Annotated in this window: 17 protein-coding genes; 15 read left to right on the forward strand and 2 right to left on the reverse strand. The window is 67.3% G+C overall.

The window, feature by feature from the left end:
• The first annotated feature begins 86 nt into the window (after positions 1–86).
• The 7 genes from K9U40_RS06165 (at position 87) to K9U40_RS06195 (ending at position 7,588) form a co-directional block, all read left to right on the forward strand.
• Complete coding sequence (locus K9U40_RS06165) at positions 87–1,103, forward strand: sulfate ABC transporter substrate-binding protein (RefSeq protein WP_282889329.1); 1,017 nt, start codon at positions 87–89, stop codon at positions 1,101–1,103.
• 96 nt (positions 1,104–1,199) lie between these two features.
• On the forward strand, positions 1,200–2,054 hold the full coding sequence (gene cysT / locus K9U40_RS06170) for a sulfate ABC transporter permease subunit CysT (RefSeq protein ID WP_282889330.1): 855 nt from the start codon (positions 1,200–1,202) through the stop codon (positions 2,052–2,054).
• Positions 2,051–2,968 (forward strand): sulfate ABC transporter permease subunit CysW, encoded by a 918-nt coding sequence (gene cysW / locus K9U40_RS06175; protein ID WP_282889331.1) that lies wholly within the window; start codon positions 2,051–2,053, stop codon positions 2,966–2,968. The genes cysT and cysW overlap by 4 nt, the downstream gene beginning before the upstream one ends.
• The gene (locus K9U40_RS06180; protein ID WP_282889332.1) at positions 2,965–4,020 is read left to right on the forward strand and encodes a sulfate/molybdate ABC transporter ATP-binding protein; all 1,056 of its coding nucleotides are present in this window, start codon (positions 2,965–2,967) and stop codon (positions 4,018–4,020) included. Before cysW ends, K9U40_RS06180 begins: the two co-directional genes overlap by 4 nt.
• Positions 4,021–4,162: 142 nt before the next feature.
• Positions 4,163–5,167 (forward strand): patatin-like phospholipase family protein, encoded by a 1,005-nt coding sequence (locus K9U40_RS06185; RefSeq protein WP_282889333.1) that lies wholly within the window; start codon positions 4,163–4,165, stop codon positions 5,165–5,167.
• A gap of 98 nt (positions 5,168–5,265) precedes the next feature.
• On the forward strand, positions 5,266–5,454 hold the full coding sequence (locus K9U40_RS06190) for a hypothetical protein (RefSeq protein WP_282889334.1): 189 nt from the start codon (positions 5,266–5,268) through the stop codon (positions 5,452–5,454).
• 520 nt (positions 5,455–5,974) lie between these two features.
• The gene (locus tag K9U40_RS06195) at positions 5,975–7,588 is read left to right on the forward strand and encodes a phosphoenolpyruvate carboxykinase (protein WP_282889335.1); all 1,614 of its coding nucleotides are present in this window, start codon (positions 5,975–5,977) and stop codon (positions 7,586–7,588) included.
• Between the two features lie 240 nt (positions 7,589–7,828).
• Here K9U40_RS06195 and K9U40_RS06200 read toward each other — a convergent pair whose 3' ends face one another.
• A complete protein-coding gene (locus K9U40_RS06200) occupies positions 7,829–8,248 on the reverse strand; it encodes a MucR family transcriptional regulator (RefSeq protein ID WP_282889336.1) in 420 nt (139 codons plus the stop codon).
• Positions 8,249–8,864: 616 nt separating this feature from the next.
• Between K9U40_RS06200 and msrB the strand changes: the two genes are divergently transcribed.
• From msrB to rsmA, 8 genes are all read left to right on the forward strand, one after another.
• Entirely contained in the window at positions 8,865–9,320 is a 456-nt protein-coding gene (gene msrB / locus K9U40_RS06205; protein ID WP_282889337.1) for a peptide-methionine (R)-S-oxide reductase MsrB, read from the forward strand.
• Complete coding sequence (locus K9U40_RS06210) at positions 9,310–11,406, forward strand: S9 family peptidase (protein WP_282889338.1); 2,097 nt, start codon at positions 9,310–9,312, stop codon at positions 11,404–11,406. The genes msrB and K9U40_RS06210 overlap by 11 nt, the downstream gene beginning before the upstream one ends.
• 233 nt (positions 11,407–11,639) lie before the next feature.
• Positions 11,640–12,812 carry an LPS export ABC transporter permease LptF gene (lptF, locus tag K9U40_RS06215; protein WP_282889339.1) on the forward strand — a complete coding sequence of 391 codons (1,173 nt, stop codon included), beginning with the start codon at positions 11,640–11,642 and terminating at the stop codon, positions 12,810–12,812.
• Between the two features lie 4 nt (positions 12,813–12,816).
• Complete coding sequence (gene lptG, locus K9U40_RS06220; protein WP_282889340.1) at positions 12,817–13,911, forward strand: LPS export ABC transporter permease LptG; 1,095 nt, start codon at positions 12,817–12,819, stop codon at positions 13,909–13,911.
• A gap of 98 nt (positions 13,912–14,009) precedes the next feature.
• Positions 14,010–16,457: an LPS-assembly protein LptD gene (locus tag K9U40_RS06225; RefSeq protein WP_282889341.1), complete on the forward strand. Its 2,448-nt coding sequence runs from the start codon at positions 14,010–14,012 to the stop codon at positions 16,455–16,457.
• A gap of 109 nt (positions 16,458–16,566) precedes the next feature.
• Positions 16,567–17,475: a peptidylprolyl isomerase gene (locus K9U40_RS06230; protein WP_282889342.1), complete on the forward strand. Its 909-nt coding sequence runs from the start codon at positions 16,567–16,569 to the stop codon at positions 17,473–17,475.
• Between the two features lie 171 nt (positions 17,476–17,646).
• A complete protein-coding gene (gene pdxA, locus K9U40_RS06235) occupies positions 17,647–18,699 on the forward strand; it encodes a 4-hydroxythreonine-4-phosphate dehydrogenase PdxA (protein WP_282889343.1) in 1,053 nt (350 codons plus the stop codon).
• A complete protein-coding gene (gene rsmA, locus K9U40_RS06240; protein ID WP_282889344.1) occupies positions 18,696–19,592 on the forward strand; it encodes a 16S rRNA (adenine(1518)-N(6)/adenine(1519)-N(6))-dimethyltransferase RsmA in 897 nt (298 codons plus the stop codon). Before pdxA ends, rsmA begins: the two co-directional genes overlap by 4 nt.
• Positions 19,593–19,644: 52 nt before the next feature.
• On the opposite strand, the gene metH is transcribed toward rsmA, so the two are convergent.
• Positions 19,645–23,379, reverse strand: a complete 3,735-nt coding sequence (gene metH / locus K9U40_RS06245; RefSeq protein ID WP_282889345.1) for a methionine synthase — start codon at positions 23,377–23,379, stop codon at positions 19,645–19,647.
• Between the last annotated feature and the right edge of the window lie 150 nt (positions 23,380–23,529).

A 23,529-nucleotide genomic window follows, 5' to 3' on the forward strand; every position in this document is an offset into this window, starting at 1 on the left:
TGTTGACCCCTCGCGAGGCCAGTGCCATCGTTTGTTTTACCGAACAAACGATCCGTTTGACGGATGAACTTCGCTGGAGGTCCCCCATGTCGTCTCGCCGCTCCTTCCTGCGTAGGTCCCTCGGCGTCGTGGCGGCACTGACGCTCTCAGCCGGCGCGGCGGCCGCCGCCGACACCACCCTGCTCAACGTGTCCTATGACCCGACCCGCGAGCTGTATGTCGAGGTAAACAAGGCGTTCGCCGCCGAGTGGGCGAAGTCGCATCCCGGCGACACCCTGAAGATCAACCAGTCCCACGGCGGCTCGGGCAAGCAGGCGCGCTCGGTCATCGACGGCCTGGAGGCGGACGTGGTGACGCTGGCGCTGGCCTATGACATCGACGCCATCGCCGAGAGGGGCCTGCTGGCCGCCGACTGGCAGAAGCGACTGCCCGACAATTCCGCGCCCTACACCTCCACCATCGTGTTCCTGGTGCGCAAGGGCAACCCGAAGGGCATCAAGGACTGGGACGATTTGGTGAAGCCCGGCATCAAGATCGTCACGCCCAACCCGAAGACCTCCGGCGGCGCCCGCTGGAACTATCTCGCCGCCTGGGGCTACTCGCTCAAGAAGAGCGGCGGCGACGAAGCCAAGGCCAAGGACTTCGTGAAGGCGCTGTTCAAGAACGCCCCGGTGCTCGACACCGGCGCCCGCGGCTCCACCGTCACCTTCGTGGAGCGCGGCATCGGCGACGTGCTGATCGCCTGGGAAAACGAGGCCTATCTCTCGGTCAACGAGCTCGGCCCCGACAAGTTCGACATCGTCACCCCCTCCCTCTCCATCCTCGCCGAGCCGCCGGTGACGGTGGTGGACAAGGTGGTGGACAAGAAGGGCACCCGCGCTACCGCCGACGCCTATCTCAAGTTCCTTTACACGCCCCAGGGCCAGGAGATCGCGGCCAAGAACTATTACCGCCCGCGCAACGAGGCCGTGGCGGCCAAGTTCAAGGACAAGTTCGCCCCGGTGGATCTGTTCACCATCGATCAGGTGTTCGGCGGCTGGCAGAAGGCCCAGAAGACCCACTTCGCCGACGGTGGCGTGTTCGACCAGATCACCGGCAACTGAGCCGTTTCCTTATCCTTTCGGCCGCCGCCCCTCCCGGGCGGCGGCCGTTTCCGGGACCTGAGAGACGCGACCTTCGACAGAGCTTATAATTTAACCATGAGCCTCTCTTCGTCCCGCATCGCCTTCCGGCAGCAGAGCGTCATCCCCGGCTTCGGCCTTACCATGGGGCTGACGCTGACTTGGCTCGGCCTCATCGTGCTGCTGCCGCTCTCGGCATTGTTCATCAAGACCAGCGAACTTTCTTTCGAGCGCTTCATCGCTATCGTCACCGCCGCCCGCACCCTGCACGCCCTGCAGGTGTCGTTCGGCCTCGCGCTGGCGGCGGCGCTGGTGAACGTGGTGTTCGGCGCCATCGTGGTGTGGGTGCTGGTGCGCTACGAATTCCCCTTCAAGAAGGGGGTGGACGCGCTGATCGACATCCCCTTCGCTCTGCCCACCGCCGTGGCCGGCATCGCGCTCACCGCGCTCTATGCCGAGAACGGGTGGGTCGGCTCCCTGCTGGCGCCGCTTGGCATCCAGGTCTCGTTCACGCCGCTCGGCATCCTGGTGGCCCTCATCTTCATCGGCCTGCCGTTCGTGGTGCGCACCGTCCAGCCGGTGCTCGCGGACCTCGACCAGGAACTGGAGGAGGCCGCCGCCAGCCTCGGCGCTACCCGCACCCAGACCCTCATCAAGGTGGTGCTGCCCTCCATCTGGCCGGCACTGCTCACCGGCTTCGCCCTCGCCTTCGCGCGGGCCGTGGGCGAATACGGCTCGGTCATCTTCATCGCCGGCAATTTGCCGGGCGTGTCGGAGATCGCGCCGCTGCTCATCGTCATCCGGCTGGAGGAGTTCCGCTATGCGGACGCCACCGCCATCGCCACGGTGATGCTGCTGGCCTCGTTCGCGCTGCTGCTGGTCATCAACCGCCTGCAGCGCTGGGCGGAGCTGCGGGGGAGCCGCCACGGATGAATGCCCTCGACCATACCGCCCACGGCCACGGCGCCAGCGAGGGCCTGCCCTCGGCCCTGGAGCAGTCGCACGCTTATGCCCATCACGGCGGGCGCCCGGCGCGCACCGAGCCGCCGGCGGTGCGCATCGCGCTGACCGTCATCGCGCTGGCGTTCATCGGCCTTTTCATCGGCCTGCCCCTGATCACGGTATTCTACGAGGCGCTCAAGCGCGGCTGGGCGGCTTACGTGGCCGCCCTCATCGAGCCGGACGCCCTGGCCGCGATCCGCCTGACGCTGATCGTGGCCGCCATCTCGGTGGTGGCGAACCTCATCTTCGGACTGGTGGCGGCCTGGGCCATCGCCAAGTTCGAGTTTCCGGGCAAGAGCCTGCTCATCACCCTCATCGACCTGCCCTTCTCGGTCTCCCCCGTGGTGGCGGGCCTCATCTACGTGCTGCTGTTCGGCGCCCAGGGCCTGTTCGCCGCCTATCTGCAGGCGTGGGACATCAAGATCATCTTCGCCCTGCCGGGCATCGTGCTCGCCACCATCTTCGTCACCTTCCCCTTCGTGGCGCGCGAGCTGATCCCGCTGATGCAGGAGCAGGGCACCAGCGAGGAGGAGGCGGCCATCTCCCTCGGCGCCTCGGGCCTCTCCACCTTCTTCCGCGTCACCCTGCCCAACGTGAAATGGGCGCTGCTCTACGGCGTGCTGCTGTGCAATGCCCGCGCCATGGGCGAGTTCGGCGCGGTCTCGGTGGTGTCCGGCCATGTGCGCGGGCTGACCAACACCATGCCGCTGCACATCGAGATCCTTTATAATGAATATCAGTTCGTCGCCTCCTTCGCGGTGGCGTCGCTGCTGGCGCTGCTGGCGCTGGTGACGCTCATCGCCAAGACCATCCTGGAACACCGCCTCGCCGAGGAAGACAGATGACCATCGACGTGGTTGGCGTCACCAAGCGCTTCAAGACCTTCACCGCCCTCGACCATGTGAGCCTCACCATCCGCTCCGGGGAGCTGGTGGCCCTGCTCGGCCCGTCCGGCTCCGGCAAGACGACGCTGCTGCGCATCATCGCCGGGCTCGAATGGCCGGACACGGGCGAGGTGCGCTTCGACGGCGAGGACGCGCTGTCGCGCTCGGTGCGCGAGCGCAATGTGGGCTTCGTGTTCCAGCATTATGCCCTGTTCCGGCACATGAACGTGTTCGAGAACGTGGCCTTCGGCCTGCGCGTGCGGCGCGGCGCCGACAAGCTGCCGGAAGCCGCAATCCGCGGGAAGGTCAACGAGCTGCTCTCCCTGGTGCAGATCGACTGGCTGGCGGAGCGCTATCCCGCCCAGCTCTCCGGAGGCCAGCGCCAGCGCGTGGCCCTCGCCCGCGCGCTCGCCATCTCGCCGCGCGTGCTGCTGCTGGACGAGCCGTTCGGCGCGCTGGACGCCAAGGTGCGCAAGGAATTGCGGCGCTGGCTCCGCCACCTGCACGAGGAACTGCCGGTCACCTCCGTTCTCGTCACCCATGACCAGGAAGAGGCGCTGGAACTCGCCGACCGGGTGGTGGTGATGGGCCACGGGCGGATCGAGCAGGTGGGCTCCCCCGCCGAGGTCTACGACGACCCGGCCACCGCCTTCGTGCACGACTTCATCGGCGAGACCATCGCTTTGCCCGGCGAGGTGCGCGGCGGCGCGCTCTATTTCGGCGCCCATGCGCTGGGCCTCGACCCGCAGGGGGTGGCCGACGGGCCGGCGCGCATCCTCGCCCGGCCGCACGACGTGGACCTCGCCGATCCGGGCTCGACGCCCTTCGCCGGCAAGGTGCTGGCGGTGCGCACCTTCGGCCCCACCCGCCGGGCCGATGTGGAGCTGGCCGGCGAGACCGGCGCCGTGGTGGTCGAAGCAGCGGTGCCCCATGGCCAGACGCTGGAGCCGGGCACCCGCGTGGGCCTCCTGCCCCGGCGCTACAAGGTGTTCACGAGCCCCCGCGCCACCTGATCGCCGGACGCCGAAGCCGGGGAAAAGCGCCCCGGCATCGGCCGCAGACCGAAACCGCTCAGATTGCATCCTCTAAACGGAGGTTGTTCGACACATCCGGTGGTGCCGATACTCATGCCCGCCCGTTTGATGGAGCGATTGCATGGTTTCGAAGATCGCCATTGCCTGCCAGGGCGGCGGCAGCCACGCTGCCTTTGCCGCCGGCGTCCTGCTCCGGCTTCTGTCGCCGGAATTGCGCGCCGGCTATGAGCTGAAGGGGATCAGCGGAACCTCGGGCGGCGCCATGTGCGCGGCGCTGGCATGGGCCGGCCTCATCTGCGAGGGCGGCGGCCCGGATGAGGCCATGCGACGGCTCAGCGGGTTCTGGGAAACCCTGAAGGCGGACGATCTGCCCTCCTACCTGACCAATGCGCTGAGCCTGGCTGCGGCGCGCCTGCCGGTCACCATGGAAATCAGCCCCTATTTCGTCCCCGCCCCGGCCGCGTCCATCATGCGCGGCTGGCTGGAAGACCATCTGCGGCTCGACGAGATCAAGGGCCGCCCTGCCGCACCGCCCCAGTTGCTCATCGGGGCGACGGACGTGCTCTCGGGCCAGAGGGTGGTCATCGGCGGCGACAAGATCACCTATGACGCGCTCATCGCGTCGGCCGCGGTGCCGTTCCTGTACGAGGCGGTCCCGTTCGAGAACTTCATGCTCTGGGATGGCCTGTTCAGCGTCAATCCGCCGGTTCGCGAGCTGATCCGCGAAGAGATCGACGAATTGTGGATCATCCAGATCAACCCTCAGGCATCGCTCTCGGTGCCCGTGACCACCGCCGAGATCATCGACCGCCGCAACGAGCTCTCAGGCAACATCGCGCTGGCGCAGGAACTCCATTTCGTCCACACCATCAATGAGCTGCTGGCGGCCCAGGCCAAGCTCGGCGACGGCACGCTGCCGCTGGGCGACGGCAATTACCGGAAGGTGACCATCCGGCTCGTCGAAGCGGGCCTCGACAAATACGATTATGCTTCCAAGCTCGACCGCGATCCCTCCTTCATCGACCATCTGATGAAGCTTGGATGGGATCGCGCGTCCGGCTTCTTCGATGACGCTTCCCTGTGGCCGAGGCCCGAAGCCATCACCGCCAAGGAGCTTCGTGTCTGAGGGCTGCCTGTGTTTGAGACCGGCACCCCGGCGGCGTTATTTCGCCATGGCGGCATGCTCATCTGGCGCAAAGCCATAGGCCGGAAGGAGACGTTGCCGTGCCCCCGTTCCTTGTCGTCGCGCTGGGCGCCCTCGGCGCCGCCGCCCTGGTGAAGGTGATCGCCGCGGAGACGCACCGCATCAACGCGGCCCTCGACCGCCACCGCGCGGCCGATACGGGCGAGGTGAAGGCCGTGCCGCTGGAGCGCGATCCCGTCACCGGCGACTACCGCCCCAGGCAAGGCTGAAGGCTCAGGTCCAGGCTGATGTTCAGTCCCGGCATTTGATGGATCAACCGGAACGGATGGTATCCATCCATTCCGCAAAGTTGATTCCCCAAATCAATGAGTTGTGATTCGACCCGGAGCGAAGCGGTCCCGGCGGCGCAGGCAAATTGCGAAAAATCAAAATCCTGAAACTTGCGCCCGAACCGGTGCCCCTTGCCTTGGCCTGACCGCCAGCCCCGGCTCAAATCGAGCCTGAGCGGGCGGGTGCAAAAGAGATTTTGGCGCCAATGGCGTGCGCCCATCGCACGCAGCTAAAATCGCGTCTATTCAGCACCCTGGAGAGCTCAAAACGTTTTAGACCGGAACCGCGTCATTTCCACCCAGGCGGACTTCTCTCCAAAGGTTCACATTTGGCTGTGTTTCCTTTGGCGACGTCTCCTTATAGCTTGATGGAATGCGGCAGTCTTGAAGGATGCAGGATGGCGTCCCGGGCCGCATGAGCCCGGCTTCGGCCGGCGGGAACATCAGGAGGGACCATTCAGTGCTCGAAACCGGTCACCGGAACAGCGCCTGCGGCGCCGCCAGCTTCGGGTTGAAGCACCTTACCGCGGTTCACTGGAACCTGCTGGAACCCGCGCTCTACGAGCATGCCCTGGCAAACCGGGAAGCCCGCCTGTCCTCCGGTGGCGCGCTGGTGGCGGAAACCGGCGCCCATACCGGCCGCAGCCCCAAGGACAAGTTCGTGGTCCGCGACGCCGACACCGAGAACGAGGTGTGGTGGGACAATAACGGCGCGATCTCGCCCGAGCAGTTCGAGACGCTCTATCAGGACTTCCTCGCGGCGGCCGAGGACAAGTCGCTCTATGCGCAGGACCTTTATGGCGGCGCCGATCCGGCCTGCCGCATCAAGGTACGCGTCTATACCGAGTTCGCCTGGCACTCGCTGTTCATCCGCACCATGCTGCGCCGGCCGGAACGGGCCGAGCTCGACAGCTTCGTGCCGGAGATGACGATCATCGACCTGCCGTCGTTCAAGGCCGACCCGGCGCGCCACGGCGTGCGCTCCGAGACCGTGATCGCGGTGAACTTCACCCGCGGCATCGTGCTGATCGGCAACTCGTCCTATGCGGGCGAGATGAAGAAGTCGGTGTTCACGGCGCTCAACTACATCCTGCCGAAAAAGGGCATCATGCCCATGCACTGCTCGGCCAATGTGGGCGCGGACGGGGACGTATGCATCTTCTTCGGCCTGTCGGGCACGGGCAAGACCACCCTCTCCGCCGACCCCAACCGGACCCTGCTCGGCGACGACGAGCATGGCTGGAGCGAGAGCGGCGTCTTCAATTTCGAGGGCGGCTGCTACGCCAAGACCATCCGCCTCTCGGCCGAGGCCGAGCCGGAGATCTTCGCCGCCTCCAACCGCTTCGGCACGGTGCTCGAGAACGTGGTGCTGGATCCGGTGACCCATGTGCCGGACTTCGACGACGGCAGCCTCACCGAGAACACCCGCTCCTGCTATCCGCTGTCGTTCATCCCCAATGCCAGCGCCACCAGCCTCGCGGGCATGCCGAAGAACGTGGTCATGCTCACCTGCGACGCCTTCGGCGTGCTGCCGCCCATCGCGCGGCTGACCCCGGCGCAGGCCATGTATCACTTCCTGTCGGGCTACACCGCCAAGGTGGCCGGCACCGAGAAGGGGGTGAAGGATCCGGAGGCCACCTTCTCCACCTGCTTCGGCGCGCCCTTCATGCCGCGCCATCCCTCGGTCTACGGCAACCTGCTGCGCGACCTGATCGCCAAGCACAAGGTGGACTGCTGGCTGGTGAACACGGGCTGGACCGGCGGCAAGTTCGGCACCGGGCGGCGCATGCCCATCAAGGTCACGCGGACCCTGCTCACGGCGGTGCTGGACGGCTCGCTGAAGGGTGCCGCCTTCCGCACCGACCCCTATTTCGGCTTCGAGGTGCCCACCTCCGTGCCGGGCATCGAGCCGCACATCCTCTATCCGTCCAAGACCTGGGCGGACAAGGCGGAGTTCGACGCCACGGCGCGCCGGCTGGTCGAGATGTTCCGGGAGAACTTCACCCGGTTCGAGAGCCACGTGGACGCCGCCGTGCGCGACGCCCAGCCCCAGGTCCGCATCGCCGCCGAGTGAGGCGAGGGGCCTGCGGGCCTGCCTCGTGCCTCCGCCGTCAACGGCGGGGGCACCTGAGCGAGGCACGCTCGGCGCGGTCGAAGACTGGGCCCTGAACCTCAGCCCGACACACTCCTGAACCCAAAAAGGCCCGGCGACACCGGCGCCGGGCCTTTGTTCTGCGACGGACCGGTCCTGCAACCGCCCCAGTTCCACGGCTCCCGATCAATCCGGGCCGGAGGTGGGGCGAGCGGCCGGATCTCAGCGGCCGCGGCGGCGCTGCTGGCCGAGGCCCATCTGCTTGGCGAGTTCGGAACGGGCGGCCGCATAGTTCGGCGCGACCATGGGATAGTCGGCCGGCAGGCCCCACTTTTCGCGATACTGCTCGGGCGTCATGTCGTAGCGCGTGCGCAGGTGGCGCTTGAGGGATTTGAACTTCTTGCCGTCCTCGAGGCAGATGATGAAATCGGGATGGACCGACTTCTTCACCGGCACGGCGGGCTTCGCCGCCTCGACGGCGGCGGCTTCGGCCTCTCCACCGTTGAGGCGCTGCAGCGTCGCGTAGACGTCATTGATGAGCGCCGGCAGATCGGCGGGGGCCACCGTGTTGTTGCTGACATAGGCCGAAACGATGTCCGTCGCGAGCTCGATAAAGGCGGTCGATTCCGTGGTTTCGCTCATGGGACCTTCTTCGCGTTTGGTTTTATTCGCCTCGATAGATGATTTCCGGCAGGTCCGCGCACGCAGCGCCTTTCGAGCCCGCTTCGCACGCCCACAAGACCTTGCGCACAAAGTTGAACCAGAACCGCGCCACCTTCGGATGAGGACCGAAGATACATCAGCAGCTCTTTTAACCTCCGCCGGTCCGGCGCCACCGGCGGCGAACCTTGTGCCCCTCCCCGCTCAGCCGCCCCCGCAATACTCCGGCGAGGAAGGAGCTGCATCTTTGTTAGATTCGAGACATTGGCTTTGCAACCAGTATTTCGCGAAAACGTTTGCTCTTCTTGCATACATGACAGACGACGAGCGCGTTTTGCGCATAGAAGGAGCCGTCCGGCTACCGTTCCCGTAGTGAAACGCCGGCCAACTCTTTCCCAAGCGCCGGATTCAGCTTCCCTGGCGCTGGTCGCGTGACCGGCCGCCGCTTGCGGCCCGATCGAGCCGGCCGGCGCCCGCCCGTCACGGACGCGCCATCGACAGCCAACGCCAGCCAAAAAAGATGTGACGCCTCCGGCGCAGCCTTGCCGTTGCCGCGGGGAATGCCTACCTCTCGACAAAACCAAACCGAGGGTTTCCCATGCCCAATCCTGCCCCGTCCCACGCGGTCCAAAGCGAGAACGAGGCGAAGGTGGTGAAGAGCGAGAGCGAATGGCGCTCCTGCCTCACGCCCGAGCAGTATCGAATCACCCGCGAGCACGGCACCGAGCGCGCCTTCACCGGCCCCTACTGGGACGAGAAGCGGCCGGGCCTTTATTCCTGCGTCGCCTGCGGAACGCCCCTGTTCCGCTCCGAGGCGAAGTATGATTCCGGCACCGGCTGGCCGAGCTTCTTCTCGCCGGTCTCGCCAGATGCGGTGGTGACCCACGAGGATACCTCCCACGGCATGCGGCGCATCGAAGTCCGCTGTGCCAGCTGCGAAAGCCATCTCGGCCACGTCTTCCCGGATGGACCGGCCCCCACGGGCCTGCGCTTCTGCATGAACGGCACGGCACTCAAGCTCGCGCCCGACGACGGGGACAACCGTGGCGCCTGAGCCGCCCCGCGCACCGCGCCGGCCGAGCGAGCGCACCGTCCACGCCGTCGCCCTCACGGACGACTATGCCTGGCTGCGCGCCGAGAACTGGCGCGCCGTCATGCGCGACCCATCGGTGCTCGACGCCGACATCCGCGCCTATCTGGAGGCGGAGAACAGCTTCGCCGATGCCTATTTCGCCCCCATGGGCGAGGCGCGGACGGCGCTCGTCGCCGAGATGCGCGGACGCATCAAGGAGGATGATGCCTCCGTTCCCGCCCCCGACGGGCCCTTCGCCTATTTCTCCCGGCACCGGGAGGGCGGCCAGCATCCGCTCTATTGCCGCAAGCCCCTGCCGGACGGACCGGAGGCCATCCTGCTCGACGGCGACAGGGAGGCGGAAGGCAAGGCCTATTTCCACTTCGGCCACTGGCGCCACACGCGCGACCACGCCCGGCTCGCCTTCGCGGCGGACACCTCCGGCTCGGAGCTCTACGGCATCCACATCCGCGACCTGTCGAGCGGCGCCGACCTGCCGGACGTGATCGAGGAAACCACCGGCGACCTGCTGTGGAGCGCCGACGGAACGGTGCTCTATTATATCCGCCGCGATGCCGAGCACCGGCCGTCCAAGGTGTTCCGCCACGTGCTGGGCACCGATCCCGCCACCGACTCCCTCATCTACGAGGAACCGGACAAGGGCTTCTTCGTCTCGCTGGGCGAGACCCAGTCCCACCGCTATGGCCTCATCGCCTGCGGCGACCACGAGACATCGGAAGTCCACCTGCTGGACCTCGCCGAAACCGCGCCCCTCCCGCGCTGCGTCGCCCCGCGCGAGACCGGCGTGCGCTACGAGGTGGAGCACCATCCGGATCTCGCCGGCGCCGACAGCCTCATCCTCCTCACCAATGCGGACGGGGCGGAGGACTTCAAGCTCGTCACCGCGCCGACGGCCACGCCGGGCCGCGCGAACTGGCGCGATCTCGTGCCCCACCGGGCCGGGCGGATGATCCTGAGCCACACCGTCTTCGCCGGCCACATGGCCCGGCTGGAGCGGGAGGCGGGACTGCCGCGCATCATCGTCCGCGACCTCGCATCGGGAGACGAGCACGCCATCGCCTTCGACGAGGAGGCCTATGCGCTGGGGCTTCACCCCGGCTTCGGCTTCGACACCAGCAAAGTGCGCTTCACCTATGCCTCCATGACCACCCCGTCAGAGGTGTGGGACTACGACATGGCGACCCGGCGCCGGGAGATGCTGAAGCGGCAGGAGGTGCCCTCCGGCCACGATCCGGCGGATTATGTGACGCGCCGCCTTTACGCCCCCGCGCCGGACGGCGAGAGCGTGCCGGTCTCCCTGCTCTACCGCAAGGGGACGCCGCTGGACGGCTCCGCGCCGCTGCTGCTCTATGGCTATGGGGCCTACGGCATCACCATTCCGGCGGGCTTCTCCACCAGCCGCCTGTCGCTGGTGGATCGCGGCTTCATCTATGCCATCGCCCATGTGCGCGGCGGCACGGACAAGGGCTGGCGCTGGTATGCCGACGGCAAGCTTGCCAACAAGCCCAACACCTTCACCGACTTCATCGCGTGCGCCGAGCATCTGGTGGCGGAGGGCTTCACCAAGGCCGACCGCATCGTCGCCCAGGGCGGCTCGGCCGGCGGCATGCTGATGGGGGCGATCGCCAACATGCGGCCCGACCTGTTCGCCGGCATCGTGGCCGAGGTGCCGTTCGTGGACGTGCTGACCACCATGCTGGACGACACCCTGCCCCTGACCCCGCCCGAATGGCCCGAATGGGGCAATCCCATCACGGACGAGGCCGCCTTCCGGCGCATCCTCGCTTATTCGCCGGTGGATAACGTGCGTCCCCGGGCCTACCCCTCCATCTTCGCCCTCGCCGGCCTCACCGATCCCCGCGTCACCTATTGGGAGCCGGCGAAATGGGTGGCGCGGCTGCGGGCAGCAGACACCGGGGGACGACCCATCCTGTTGCGAACCAACATGGATGCGGGGCACGGCGGCGCCGCCGGGCGATTCGACAAGCTGGACGAGGTTGCGCTCGTCTATCTGTTCGCCTTGAAGACGGTGGGCCGCACAAGCTGAGGACGCCGGGGCACGGCGCCCGCCCGGTTCGCACCGCGATCCGGGCGCCAAACCGGCTCCTTCCTTGATGTCGGCGGCAGTTTCAGCGTTCCGGCCGGGGGCTGCGGGTCTCCCCGGACCGAGAATGCCTGCCCCGGTGGCATTTGCGCCGGGCGCGGCTTCCGGTTATCCAGAGCGCGCTCGATTGGGGGAATGCGAGAGAGGGGCGGCTCCGCGCATTGAGGCACGCTTTGATGGGCCGTCTGGATCGTTACATCTTCTCCACCGCCGCGGTGGCGTTTCTGGGAGTCGTGGTGGTGCTCGCCGGAATGATCTGGGCGACGCAGGCCCTGCGGCAGCTGGATCTCGTCACCAGCCAGGGCCAGACCATCCTCGCCTTCGTCGCCATCACCAGCCTCACCATGCCCACGCTGGTGCTGGTGATCGCCCCGGCGGCGCTGTTCATCGCCACCGCCTACACCCTGCTCAAGCTCAACGGCGACAGTGAGATCGTGGTGATGGCCTCCGCCGGCATGGGGCCGTGGCGGCTGCTGCGCCCTCTCACCGTCCTCGCCCTCCTGGTTTCCGCCTTCTGCGCCCTGCTCGCCACCGTGCTGGTACCGGCAAGCCTCGCGACCTTCCGCGAGCAGGTGACCAAGGTGCGCGCGGACGTGGTGTCCTTCGTCGCCCAGCCGGGCCGCTTCGTGAACCTGTCGCAGGGCCTCGTCTTCCATGTGCGCGAGCGCGCCGCCAACGGCGTGATGCGCGGTATCTTCATCAATGACGCCCGGGATGACGGCGTATCCACTTACCTCGCCGACCGCGGCCAGATCATCGAGAGCGATGCCGGCATCTTCCTGGTGCTGGAAAACGGCTCGATCCAGCGGCGCGGCGGCGCGGAAAAGGACCGGGACAAGGCGTCCAACTCCTCCGTGGTGGAGTTCCAGCGCTACGCCTTCGACCTGTCGTCCCTCGCCCCCAGTTCCCAGGGCCAGGACGTGAAGCCCATGGAACGCCCCCTGAGCTACGTGCTGAGCCCGCCCGAGAACGACCTTTACGTGCGGTTCTTCCCCGGCCGCTACCGTGAAGAGCTGCACAAACGCCTGTCCGCCGGGCTCTATCCCCTGGCCTTCTTCGCCATCGCAGCGGCGGCGCTGGCCAACCCGCGCACCACCCGCCAGAGCCGCGGCGCGGCGCTCGGCGCCATCATCCCGGCCATGGGCCTGGTCCAGATCGGCAATTTCGCCATTGCCGGCCAGCTGAAGACGCAGGTCGCGGCGGTTCCGCTGATCTATCTCCTGCCCATCGCCACCGTGGCCATCTGCGCCATGATCATCCAGGGCTGGATCCGCCTTGCGCCGCCGGCGACCCTGGTCGCGCTGGCGGACCGGCTGAAGCAGCGCCTCGCGCGGCGGGCGGCGGCCTGACCCCATGATCGGACGCATCCTCGGCCTTTATTTCGCGCGGCGGTTCGCGAACGCGGTGGTGCTCATCTTCATGTCCTGCGTCACGCTCATCGTGCTCGTGGACTTCCTGGAGATGGCGCGGCGCACCGCCGACCGCGAGCAGGTGACGGTGGGCCTGCTCGCCCTGGTCACCCTCTATCGCGCTCCGGCCTTCACCGAGCAACTGATGCCGTTCGCCGTGCTGTTCGGCGCCATCGCCACCTTCGTCCTGCTGTCGCGGCGGCTCGAGCTGGTGGTGGCGCGCGCCGTGGGGCTGTCGGTCTGGCAGTTCATCACCCCGCCGGTGCTGGTGGCCTTCCTCATCGGCGTGTTCGCCACCACGGTGTTCAACCCCGTGTCCGCCGACTTCAAGGAGCGGGCGAACCAGATCGAGGGCGAGATCTTCACCTCCGCGTCGTCCGGAATCATGCCCCAGAGCAAGAAGGAATTCTGGGTGCGCCAGCAGAGCGTGGACGGCCAGTCCATCATCCAGGCCCAGGCCTCGCGCCAGGGCGGCCGGGAGCTCTACGGCGTGGTGGTGTTCGAGTTCGACAAGGCCGACCGCCTCGTGGAACGTGTGGAGGCAAGGTCTGCAACCTTGGGAGATGGTGCATGGATTCTTACCGATGCCCGGGTGCTCGTTCCCGGCCTCGATAACCACCACTATGATACCTATCTCATCGCTACGAATCTCGATCCCAAGCAGATACAGGAGTCCCTGATCGCCCCGGAAACCGTGTCGTTTTGGCAACTTCCCGCGGCGATCCGCAGTGCAGAACAATCCGGTTTCGGCGCCGCAAAATACCGCCTCCAGCTCCAGAGCCTTCTGGCGCGGCCGTTTCTGCTGGTGGCAATGGTACTCATTGCCGCGGTGGTGGGGCTGCGGGTGTTCCGCTTCGGCGGGGTGGGCCAGACGATTCTCGGTGGCGTGCTGGCGGGCTTTCTGCTTTATGTTGGGACCAAGCTCGCTGAGGATCTCGGCGAGGCAGGTTTCGTTCATCCCGTTGCTGCAGCATGGTTTCCTGCGGTAGCCGGGATTCTTCTGGGGGTACTCGTTCTGTTGCACCGGGAGGACGGATGACGGTCGGGCTTTCCCCCGCCGTAGGCAATGCCACCAGGGCCCGGCGCCGCAGCGCGCGCCGGAGGGGTGTCCTTGCGTCCGCGGCAAGCCTCCTCCTGATGGCTGCGAGCCTTGGGGCCGTGACCATTGCCGCCGCGACTCTTGCCGCCGCGCCCGCGGTCGCGCAGACGCAGTCGGCCGCGCCCACCGGCAACAGCACCCTCGGCGCGGGCTTCGCCGGGGCGCGCAAGCTCGACCCGAACCAGAAGATGCTGGTGACCGCCGACCAGCTCGAATACGACTACCAGAGGGAAACGGTCTCCGCCGTCGGCACCGTCCAGATCTATTATGACGGTGCGACCCTGGAGGCGAACCGGGTGGTGCTCGACCGCAAGGCGAACACTCTCTTTGCCCAGGGCAATGTCCGGCTCAAGGACCGGGACGGCAAGATCGTCACCGCCGACAATCTGGAGCTGACCCAGGACTTCCGGCAGGGCTTCATAGATTCCCTGCGCCTCGACACCCCGGACCAGACCCACTTCGCCGCCACCCGTGCCGACCGCACCGACGGCAACGTCACCGTGTTCCAGAACGGCGTCTACACGGCCTGCGAGCCGTGCAAGGATGATCCGAGCAAGCCTCCGCTGTGGCAGATCAAGGCCAAGAAGATCGTCCACAACGAAGAAGAGAAGATGATCTACTACCAGGATGCCTGGGTAGAATTCTTCGGCATGCCGGTGGCCTATTTCCCGTATCTGTCCTCGCCTGACCCGACCGTGAAGCGCAAGACCGGCTTCCTCATGCCGGAATTCTTCTCGTCGAGCCAGATCGGCTATGGCGTCTCCACGCCCTTCTTCTGGAATATCGCGCCCGATCGCGACCTGACGCTGACGCCCGCCTTCACCACGAAGCAGGGCGTGCTGATGCAGGGCGAGTGGCGCCAGCGCCTGATCAACGGCGCCTACACCATCCGCGCCGCCGGCATCATGCAGCAGGACAAGGACGCCTTCACCACCACGTCCTACGGGCTGACCGAGTATCTGCCCGGCTATCGCGACAACCGCGGCGCCGTGGAGACCACCGGCGCGTTCGCGCTGAACAAGTTCTGGACCTTCGGCTGGGATGCGACCATCGCCTCCGACCGCACCTTCCTGCGCGACTACAACCTCGTCGGTGACGGCGTCACCACCAAGACCTCGACCGTCTACCTGACGGGCCAGGGCGACCGCTCCTATTTCGACGTGCGCGGGCTCTATTTCCTCGGCATGTCGGTGACCGACAACCAGGACCTCCAGCCCATCGTCGGCACGCTCAACTACAACAAGGTGTTCGACAAGGCGCTGTGGGGCGGCGAATCCGGCCTCAAGGTCAACCTCACCAGCCTGACCCGCCAGGAGGCCGACTTCATCGGCACCTCCGCGCTCACCTCCTCCACCGGCGCCGTGGGCATTCCCACCGGCTCCTGCGCGCTCATGAGCCCCAATCCCGAGCAGTGCCTGCTGCGCGGCGCGCCGGGGGACTACACGCGCCTGTCGGCCGAGCTCTACTGGAAGAAGGCCATCACCGATTCCGCAGGCCAGATCTGGACCCCGTTCGTGACGGCCCGGGTGGACGTCGCCTCGGTGGACACCGGCTTCCTGCCCTACAGCTACATGTACGGCGCCACCCTCCCCGGCCAGAACGCGCTCCAGTCGGGCAGCGACGACCTGATCCGCGGCATGCCGGCGGTGGGCCTCGACTACAAATACCCCTTCATCTCGGCCGAGAGCTGGGGCACCCAGATCATCGAGCCCCGCGCCCAGGTGATCATCCGCCCCAACGAGACCGACATCGGTCAGTTCCCGAACGAGGATGCCCAGAGCCTCGTGTTCGACGACACCAACCTGTTCGAGGTCAACAAGTATTCCGGCTACGACCGGGTCGAGGGTGGCAGCCGCGTCAACCTTGGTGTCACCTACACCGCCGCCATCCATGGCGCCGGCCTGGTCACCGCGGTCATCGGCCAGTCCTACAATCTGTTCGGCCGGAACTCGTTCGCCTATGGCGACATGGCCAATACGGGCCTCGAATCGGGCCTGGAGACCACGGCGTCCGACTACATCGCCAAGTTCGGCTATTCGCCCACCAAGTATCTCGAATTCGTGACCCGCTTCCGGTTCGACAACGACAACCTCTCCATGCAGCGCTTCGAGCTGCAGGGTCGGGCGGAGATCGACCGGTTCAACGTGGCGGTCACCTACGGCCGCTACGAGGCGCAGCCGCTGCTGGGCTATTACGACAAGCGCGAAGGCATCTACACCAACGCCTCCTACAAGCTCACCGACAATTGGGCGCTGCGCGGCGCCGTGCGCTATGACTTCGTTGGCGGCGACTTCGACTATACGCTGGTGGGCCTGAGCTATATCGACGACTGCTTCACCCTCGCCATGAACTACATCACCGACTACACCGTCAACGGGCCCAATGCGGCTCCGGTGAACAAGGTGATGTTCCGTATCGGGCTGAGAACGCTTGGTGAGGGTGGCTTCTCCACCTCCTTCGGCTCCAGCAGCGAAACCAGCCAGTGAGGCCGAGGCCGGCCGCGACGACGGCCGCTTCGGCTGCGGTTCGCGCTGCGGGCCGCAATGCCGCCACAGGAAGGGGACACAAGTCGCCGAGTGACCTTCGGACAGGACCATGACGTTCCGCCACTTCTTCCTTTCCGCCCTCGCTTTGGCCTTCCTTGCTCTCGGCTCCGGCGCGCCCGCCCATGCCCAGCAGATCATCGTGATGGTGAACGGAGATCCGATCACCACCTATGATGTCTCCCAGCGCCAGCGCCTGAACCAGATGATCGAGCGCAAGAGCATGACGTCGCAGCAGGCGCTCGACGATCTCATCGACGAGCGCATCAAGATCCAGCAGGCCATCCGCCTGAAGATGGACGTGGACCAGAAGGACGTGGACCGCCTGTTCGCGTCCGTGGCTGAGCGCTCCGGCCGCACGCCCGAGCAGCTTTCCGCCGGCTTCAAGCAGCAGGGGCTCGACGACCGCACCTTCAAGCAGAAGCTGCTCGCCGATTATGTGTGGGGCCAGTATGTGCGCGCCCGCTCCGGCACGGTGAACGTGCGTGACGCGGATGTGATCGCAGCCCTGCAGAAGCGCGGCCAGACCCAGATGATCGCCACCGAATACACGCTGATGCCCATCGTGTTCGTGGTGCCGCGCAATGCCGGCAACTATGGCGCCCGCCTTGCCGAGGCCAACGCCCTGCGCGGCCGCTTCACCGATTGCGACGCCGGCGCGGAGATGGTCAAGTCGCTGAAGGAAGTGGTGGTGCGGCCGAAGGTGACGCGCCTGTCCTCCGAGATGCCGGCCCCGCTCAAGCAGGTCCTCGACAAGACCGAGGTGGGTCGGCTGACTCCGCCGGAAGTCGCGCAATCCGGGGTGGAGACCTTCGCCATGTGCGGCAAGCGCGAGGTGCGCGGCGAGAGCTCGCAGAAGAAGGAGATCAAGGACGAGCTTTCGTCCAGCCAGTTCACCGCCGAATCCAAGCGCTTCATGGCGGAGCTGCGGAAGCAGTCGCTCATCGAGTATCGCCGCTGACCCACGGCGCAAGGGAAGAGCTTTCGGCCATGCATCGCCCGGCTTGCAAACCGGGCCCTTCGGTCCGACCTTGGTCATGAGGGGCTGGCGCGGAGCACCGGCTTTCCGTCTGTCGTCGCAGCGCGTTTTCGTGACGCAAAGCCGGTACTTACTTTTGCGGAAAACGTTGTGATGGTCGCGCCTGCCCCCCTGGTTCTCTCCCTCGGCGATCCCGCCGGCATCGGCCCCGATATCGTCCTCGCCGCCTTCGTTCGGCGTCGCGAGGCGCGCCTGCCCGCCTTCATGGTCGCGGGCGATCCCGGAACGCTCGCCGCCCGCGCCCGGCATCTCGGGCTCACCGTGCCCCTCGCCGAGACCGGGCCGGAAGACGCCGCCGGCCGTTTCGCCGAGGCGCTGCCGGTGCTGCCCGTCGGCCCCGCCTCCACCGCCGCGCCCGGCCGGCCGGATGCCTCCAGCGCCCCCTGCGTGGTGGCCAGCCTGGAGGCGGCGCTCGGCCTCGTCCAGGCCGGCCGCGCCGCGGCTCTGGTCACCAATCCGCTGGCGAAATCGGTCATGTATGCGGGCGGTTTCCCGTTTCCGGGCCACACCGAATTCCTCGCCGCCCGCGCCACGCGCCCCGGCTGCCCCCCGCCCCATCCGGTGATGATGATCTGGTCGGAGCAGCTCGCCGTGGTGCCGGCCACCATCCACCTGCCCTATGCGGACGTGCCCGGCCATCTCACCATCGACCTTCTGGTGGAGACCGGCCGCATCGTCGCCGGCGACATGGCACGGCGCTTCGGCATCGCCCGACCCCGCCTCGTCTTCTGCGGCCTCAATCCCCATGCGGGCGAGCACGGCACCCTCGGCACCGAGGACGAGACCATCGTGCGCCCCGCCGTGGACGCCCTGCGGCGCGAGGGTATCGACGCGCGCGGCCCGCTGCCCGCCGATACCCTGTTCCACCCCGAGGCAAGGGCCGGCTACGACGTGGCGGTGGGCATGTATCACGACCAGGTGCTGATTCCGGCCAAGACCCTGGCCTTCCACGACGGGGTGAACGTGACCCTGGGCCTGCCCTTCATCCGCACCTCGCCCGATCATGGCACCGCCTTCGACATCGCCGGCACCGGCCGTGCGAATCCCTCCAGCCTGATGGCGGCGCTCCGGCTCGCCCGACGCCTCGCGGATACGGAAGTCGTCCGCGCGGAGCGCGAAGGCCGCCGCGCGGCGAGTGTGGCGTGAGCGCCCTCGACGACCTCCCGCCGCTGCGCGACGTCATCCGGCGGCACGGCCTCTCGGCGCAGAAATCGCTGGGCCAGAACTTCCTGCTGGACCTCAACCTCACCGGCCGCATCGCCCGCGCCTCCGGCCCCCTCGAGGGGGCGACGGTGGTGGAGGTCGGCCCGGGCCCGGGCGGGCTGACGCGGGCGCTGCTCGCTTTGGGTGCGAAGCGCGTCATCGCCATCGAGCGCGATCAACGCTGCCTCGATGCGCTGGCGGAAATATCCGAACACTATCCCGGCCGGCTGGAGGTGATCTCCGGCGACGCGCTGAAGGTGGACGTGCTCCCCCTCGTCGGCGACGGCCAAGGAGCGGGCGAAGTGCGGGTGGTGGCGAACCTGCCCTACAATATCGCGACGCTGCTGCTCGTGGGCTGGCTCTCCGCCGATCCCTGGCCGCCCTGGTTCTCATCCCTCACCCTGATGTTCCAGAAGGAGGTGGCGGAACGCATCGTCGCCGCGCCGGGCTCGAAGGCCTATGGCCGGCTCGCGGTGCTGGCGGGCTGGCGGACCACGGCGCGCATCGCCTTCGATGTCGCCCCCTCCGCCTTCGTACCGCCGCCGAAGGTGACCTCCTCCGTGGTCCATCTGGTGCCGCGGGCGGAACCTTTGCCGTGCGCGCTCTCCGCGCTGGAGAAGGTGACGGAAGCCGCCTTCGGCCAGCGCCGCAAGATGCTGCGCCAGAGCCTGAAGACCCTGGGGGTGGACGCAGGCGCCCTGCTGGACGCCGCGGGTGTGGAGGAGACGGCGCGAGCCGAGGAGATCCATGTGGCCGGCTTCGTCAGGCTGGCGAACGCCTATGCGGGCGGTATAGGCCGCCCGCCCTTCGGGGTTCTGGCCGCCCTGCGCGGATAATCCCCAGGGTCGCGCGGCATGGGTCCGGGACCGGGCGCGCGATGCGCCCGCCCTACTCCGCCGCCTCCACCCGCGCCGGATCGTAATTGAGGATGGGGGCGAGCCACTTCTCGGCGTCCTCCACGCTCCAGCCCTTGCGCGCGGCATAATCCTCCACCTGGTCGCGCTCGATGCGGCCGACGCCGAAATAGGCGCTTTCGGGGTGGGCGAAATAGAGGCCCGACACCGCCGCCCCCGGCCACATGGCAAAGCTCTCCGTCAGGTGGATGCCCACCTTGTTCGTGGCCTCCAGCAGCCGGAACAATGTCGCCTTCTCGGTATGGTCGGGCTGGGCCGGATAGCCGGGCGCGGGGCGGATGCCGCGGTAGCGCTCGGCGATGAGGTCGTCATTGCCGAGCGCTTCGTCGGCGGCATAGGCCCACAGCCTCGTGCGCACCAGATGGTGCATGCGCTCGGCGAACGCCTCGGCGAGGCGATCGCACAGGGCCTTCAAAAGGATGGCTGAATAGTCGTCGTTGGCCGCCTTGAAGGCCGCCACCCGCTCCTCCTCGCCGATGCCGGAGGTCACCGCGAAGCCGCCCACATAATCGGCGACGCCCGTCTCCAGCGGCGCGACGAAATCGGCGAGGGCGAGGTTGAAGCGCCCTTCCCGCCGCGCCAGCTGCTGGCGCAGGGTGTGGAGGGTGGCGAGCGGCGTCTTGCGGGTGTCGTCGCGGAACAGGACGATGTCGTCGCCCATGGCATTGGCCGGCCAGAAGCCCACCACGGCGCGGGCGCTCACCCACTTCTCGGCGACCATCTTCTCCAGCATCGCCTGCGCGTCGGCGAACAGCGCACGGGCCGGTTCACCCACCACCGGGTCCTGAAGGATGGCCGGGTAACGCCCGGTCAGCTCCCAGGACTGGAAGAAGGGCGTCCAGTCGATGAAGGGCAGGAGGTCCGCAAGGTCGTGGTCCTCGAACACCTGGGTGCCGAGGAATGAGGGCTTCGGCGCCTCATAGGTGGAGAAATCCAGCTTCAGGCCGTTCTCCCGCGCCCTGGCGAGGGGCACGCGCTGCTTGTTGGCATCGGCGCGCGCATGGGCCTCGGCCAGCTTCTCGTATTCGGCGCGGATGTCCGCCACGTAGGATGAACGCGTCTCCTGATTGAGCAGGTTCGAGACCACGCCCACCGCCCGGCTGGCGTCGGTGACATAGACCGCCTGCCCCCGCTCGTAGCGGGGCGAGATCTTCACCGCCGTATGGACGCGCGAGGTGGTGGCCCCGCCGATGAGGAGCGGCAGGGAAAAGCCTTCGCGCTCCATCTCGGCGGCGACGTTCACCATCTCGTCCAGCGATGGGGTGATGAGGCCGGAAAGGCCGATCACGTCCACCTTCTCGGCCTTGGCCGTCTCGAGAATCTTGGCCATGGGCACCATGACGCCGAGGTCGATGACCTCGTAATTGTTGCACTGGAGCACGACGCCCACGATGTTCTTGCCGATGTCGTGCACGTCGCCCTTCACGGTTGCCATCAGCACCTTGCCGGCGGCCGAGGCGGAGGTGACGCCCATCTCCTCCTTTTCCTTCTCCATGAAGGGCATGAGATAGGCCACCGCCTGCTTCATCACGCGGGCGGATTTCACCACCTGGGGCAGGAACATCTTGCCGGCGCCGAACAGGTCGCCCACCACGTTCATGCCCGCCATCAGCGGACCCTCGATGACGTGGAGCGGGCGGGCGACCGACTGGCGCGCCTCTTCCGTGTCGGTCTCCACAAAGTCGGTGATGCCGTTGACGAGGGCATGCTCCAGCCGCTTCTCCACCGGCCACGAGCGCCAGGCCAGATCCGCCTCGCGCTTCTCCTTGCCGGCCGCGCCCTTGAAGCCTTCGGCGATCTCCAGCAGGCGCTCGGTGGCGTCGGGACGGCGGTTCAGCACCACGTCCTCGCAGGCCTCGCGCAGGGCGGGCTCGATCTCGTCATAGACGGCGAGCTGGCCGGCATTGACGATGCCCATGTCCATCCCCGCCTGGATGGCGTGATAGAGGAACACCGCGTGCATGGCCTCGCGCACCGGCTCGTTGCCGCGGAACGAGAAAGACAGGTTGGAGACGCCGCCCGACACATGGGCGTGGGGCAGGTTCTGGCGGATCCAGCGGGTCGCCTCGATGAAGGCGACGCCATAGCCCGCATGCTCCTCGATGCCGGTGGCCACCGCGAAGATGTTGGGATCGAAGATGATGTCTTCCGGCGGGAAGCCCAGTTCCTGGGTGAGGATGCGGTAGGCGCGGGCGCAGATGGCGGTCTTGCGCTCGAACGTGTCGGCCTGCCCCTCCTCGTCGAAGGCCATCACCACCACGGCGGCGCCGTAGCTGCGCACAAGGCGCGCCTTCTCGCGGAAGGCGTCCTCGCCCTCCTTCATGGAGATGGAATTGACGATGCCCTTGCCCTGAAGCCGCTTCAGCCCCTGCTCGATGATCTCCCACTTGGAGCTATCCACCATCACCGGCACCCTGGCGATGTCCGGCTCGGAGGCGACGAGGTTGAGGAAGGTGACCATGGCCGCCTCGCTGTCGAGGAGGCCTTCGTCCATGTTGATGTCGATAACCTGGGCACCACTCTCCACCTGGTCCCGCGCCACCGCCAGCGCGGCGGCAAAGTCGCCGTTGGTGATGAGCTTCCTGAAGCGGGCGGAGCCGGTGACGTTGGTGCGCTCGCCCACGTTGACGAAGGGAATTTCGGGCGTCAGCTCGAACGGCTCCAGGCCGGAAAGACGCAGGCGCGGCGGGATCTGCGGCACCGTGCGGGGCGCCTTGCCCTTCACCGCCTCGGCGATGGCGCGGATATGGGCGGGCGTGGTGCCGCAGCAGCCGCCGACGATGTTCACAAGGCCGGAGGCGGCGAACTCGCCCACGAGGGCGGCCATGGCTTCCGGGCTCTCGTCATACATGCCGAATTCGTTGGGCAGGCCGGCATTGGGATAGGCGCACACCAGCGTGTCCGCCACCCGGCCGATCTCGGCCACATGGGCGCGCATCTCCCTGGCCCCCAGCGCGCAGTTGAGGCCGATGGAGAAGGGCCGGGCATGCTGGAGCGAATACCAGAAGGCGGCGGGCGTCTGGCCGGAGAGGGTGCGGCCGGAGAGGTCGGTGATGGTGCCGGAGATCATCACCGGCAGGCGGATGCCGCGCTCGGCGAACAATTGCTCGATGGCGAAGACGGCGGCCTTGGCGTTCAGCGTGTCGAAGATGGTCTCGACCAGCAGGATGTCCGCCCCGCCGTCCACGAGGCCGCGGGCCTGCTCGTGATAGGCGCGGGCGAGGTCGTCGAAGGTCACGGCGCGGAAGCCGGGATCATTGACGTTGGGAGAAATGGACGCGGTGCGGTTGGTGGGGCCGAAGGCGCCGGCGACGAAGCGCGGGCGGCCGTCCTCGGCCTGGGCGATGTCCGCGGCCTCCCGGGCGAGGCGGGCGCTCTCGAAATTCAGCTCATAGACCAGCTCTTCCATGCCGTAGTCGGCCTGGGCGATGGCGGTGCCGGAGAAGGTGTTGGTCTCCACCATGTCCGCGCCGGCGCGGAAATATTCGAGGTGGATGGCGCGCACCGCGTCGGGCTGGGTCAGGCTGAGAAGGTCGTTGTTGCCCTTCACGTCGCGCGGCCAGTCGGCAAAGCGCGCTCCGCGATAGCCGGCCTCGTCCAGCTTCAGCGCCTGGATCATGGTGCCCATGGCGCCGTCGAGCACGAGGATGCGCTCGGACGCGGCTTGGCGAAGGGCTGAGAAGGTGTCGGTGGCGCGGGTTTCGATCATGGCTGAGGATCTCGGGCTCGGGGCTTAAGGGCAGCCTCGGTGAAACAGGTGGGCGTCAGTCGCCGGACGAAAACGCAATACCGTCGCCAATCTTGGCGGCGCCGATGAGACTGTCGCTCCCTCTCCCGCTTGCGGGGGAGGGCCGGGGTT

The sequence above is a fragment of the Xanthobacter autotrophicus genome (genome assembly GCF_030015065.1).
Classification (GTDB): domain Bacteria; phylum Pseudomonadota; class Alphaproteobacteria; order Rhizobiales; family Xanthobacteraceae; genus Xanthobacter; species Xanthobacter autotrophicus_D.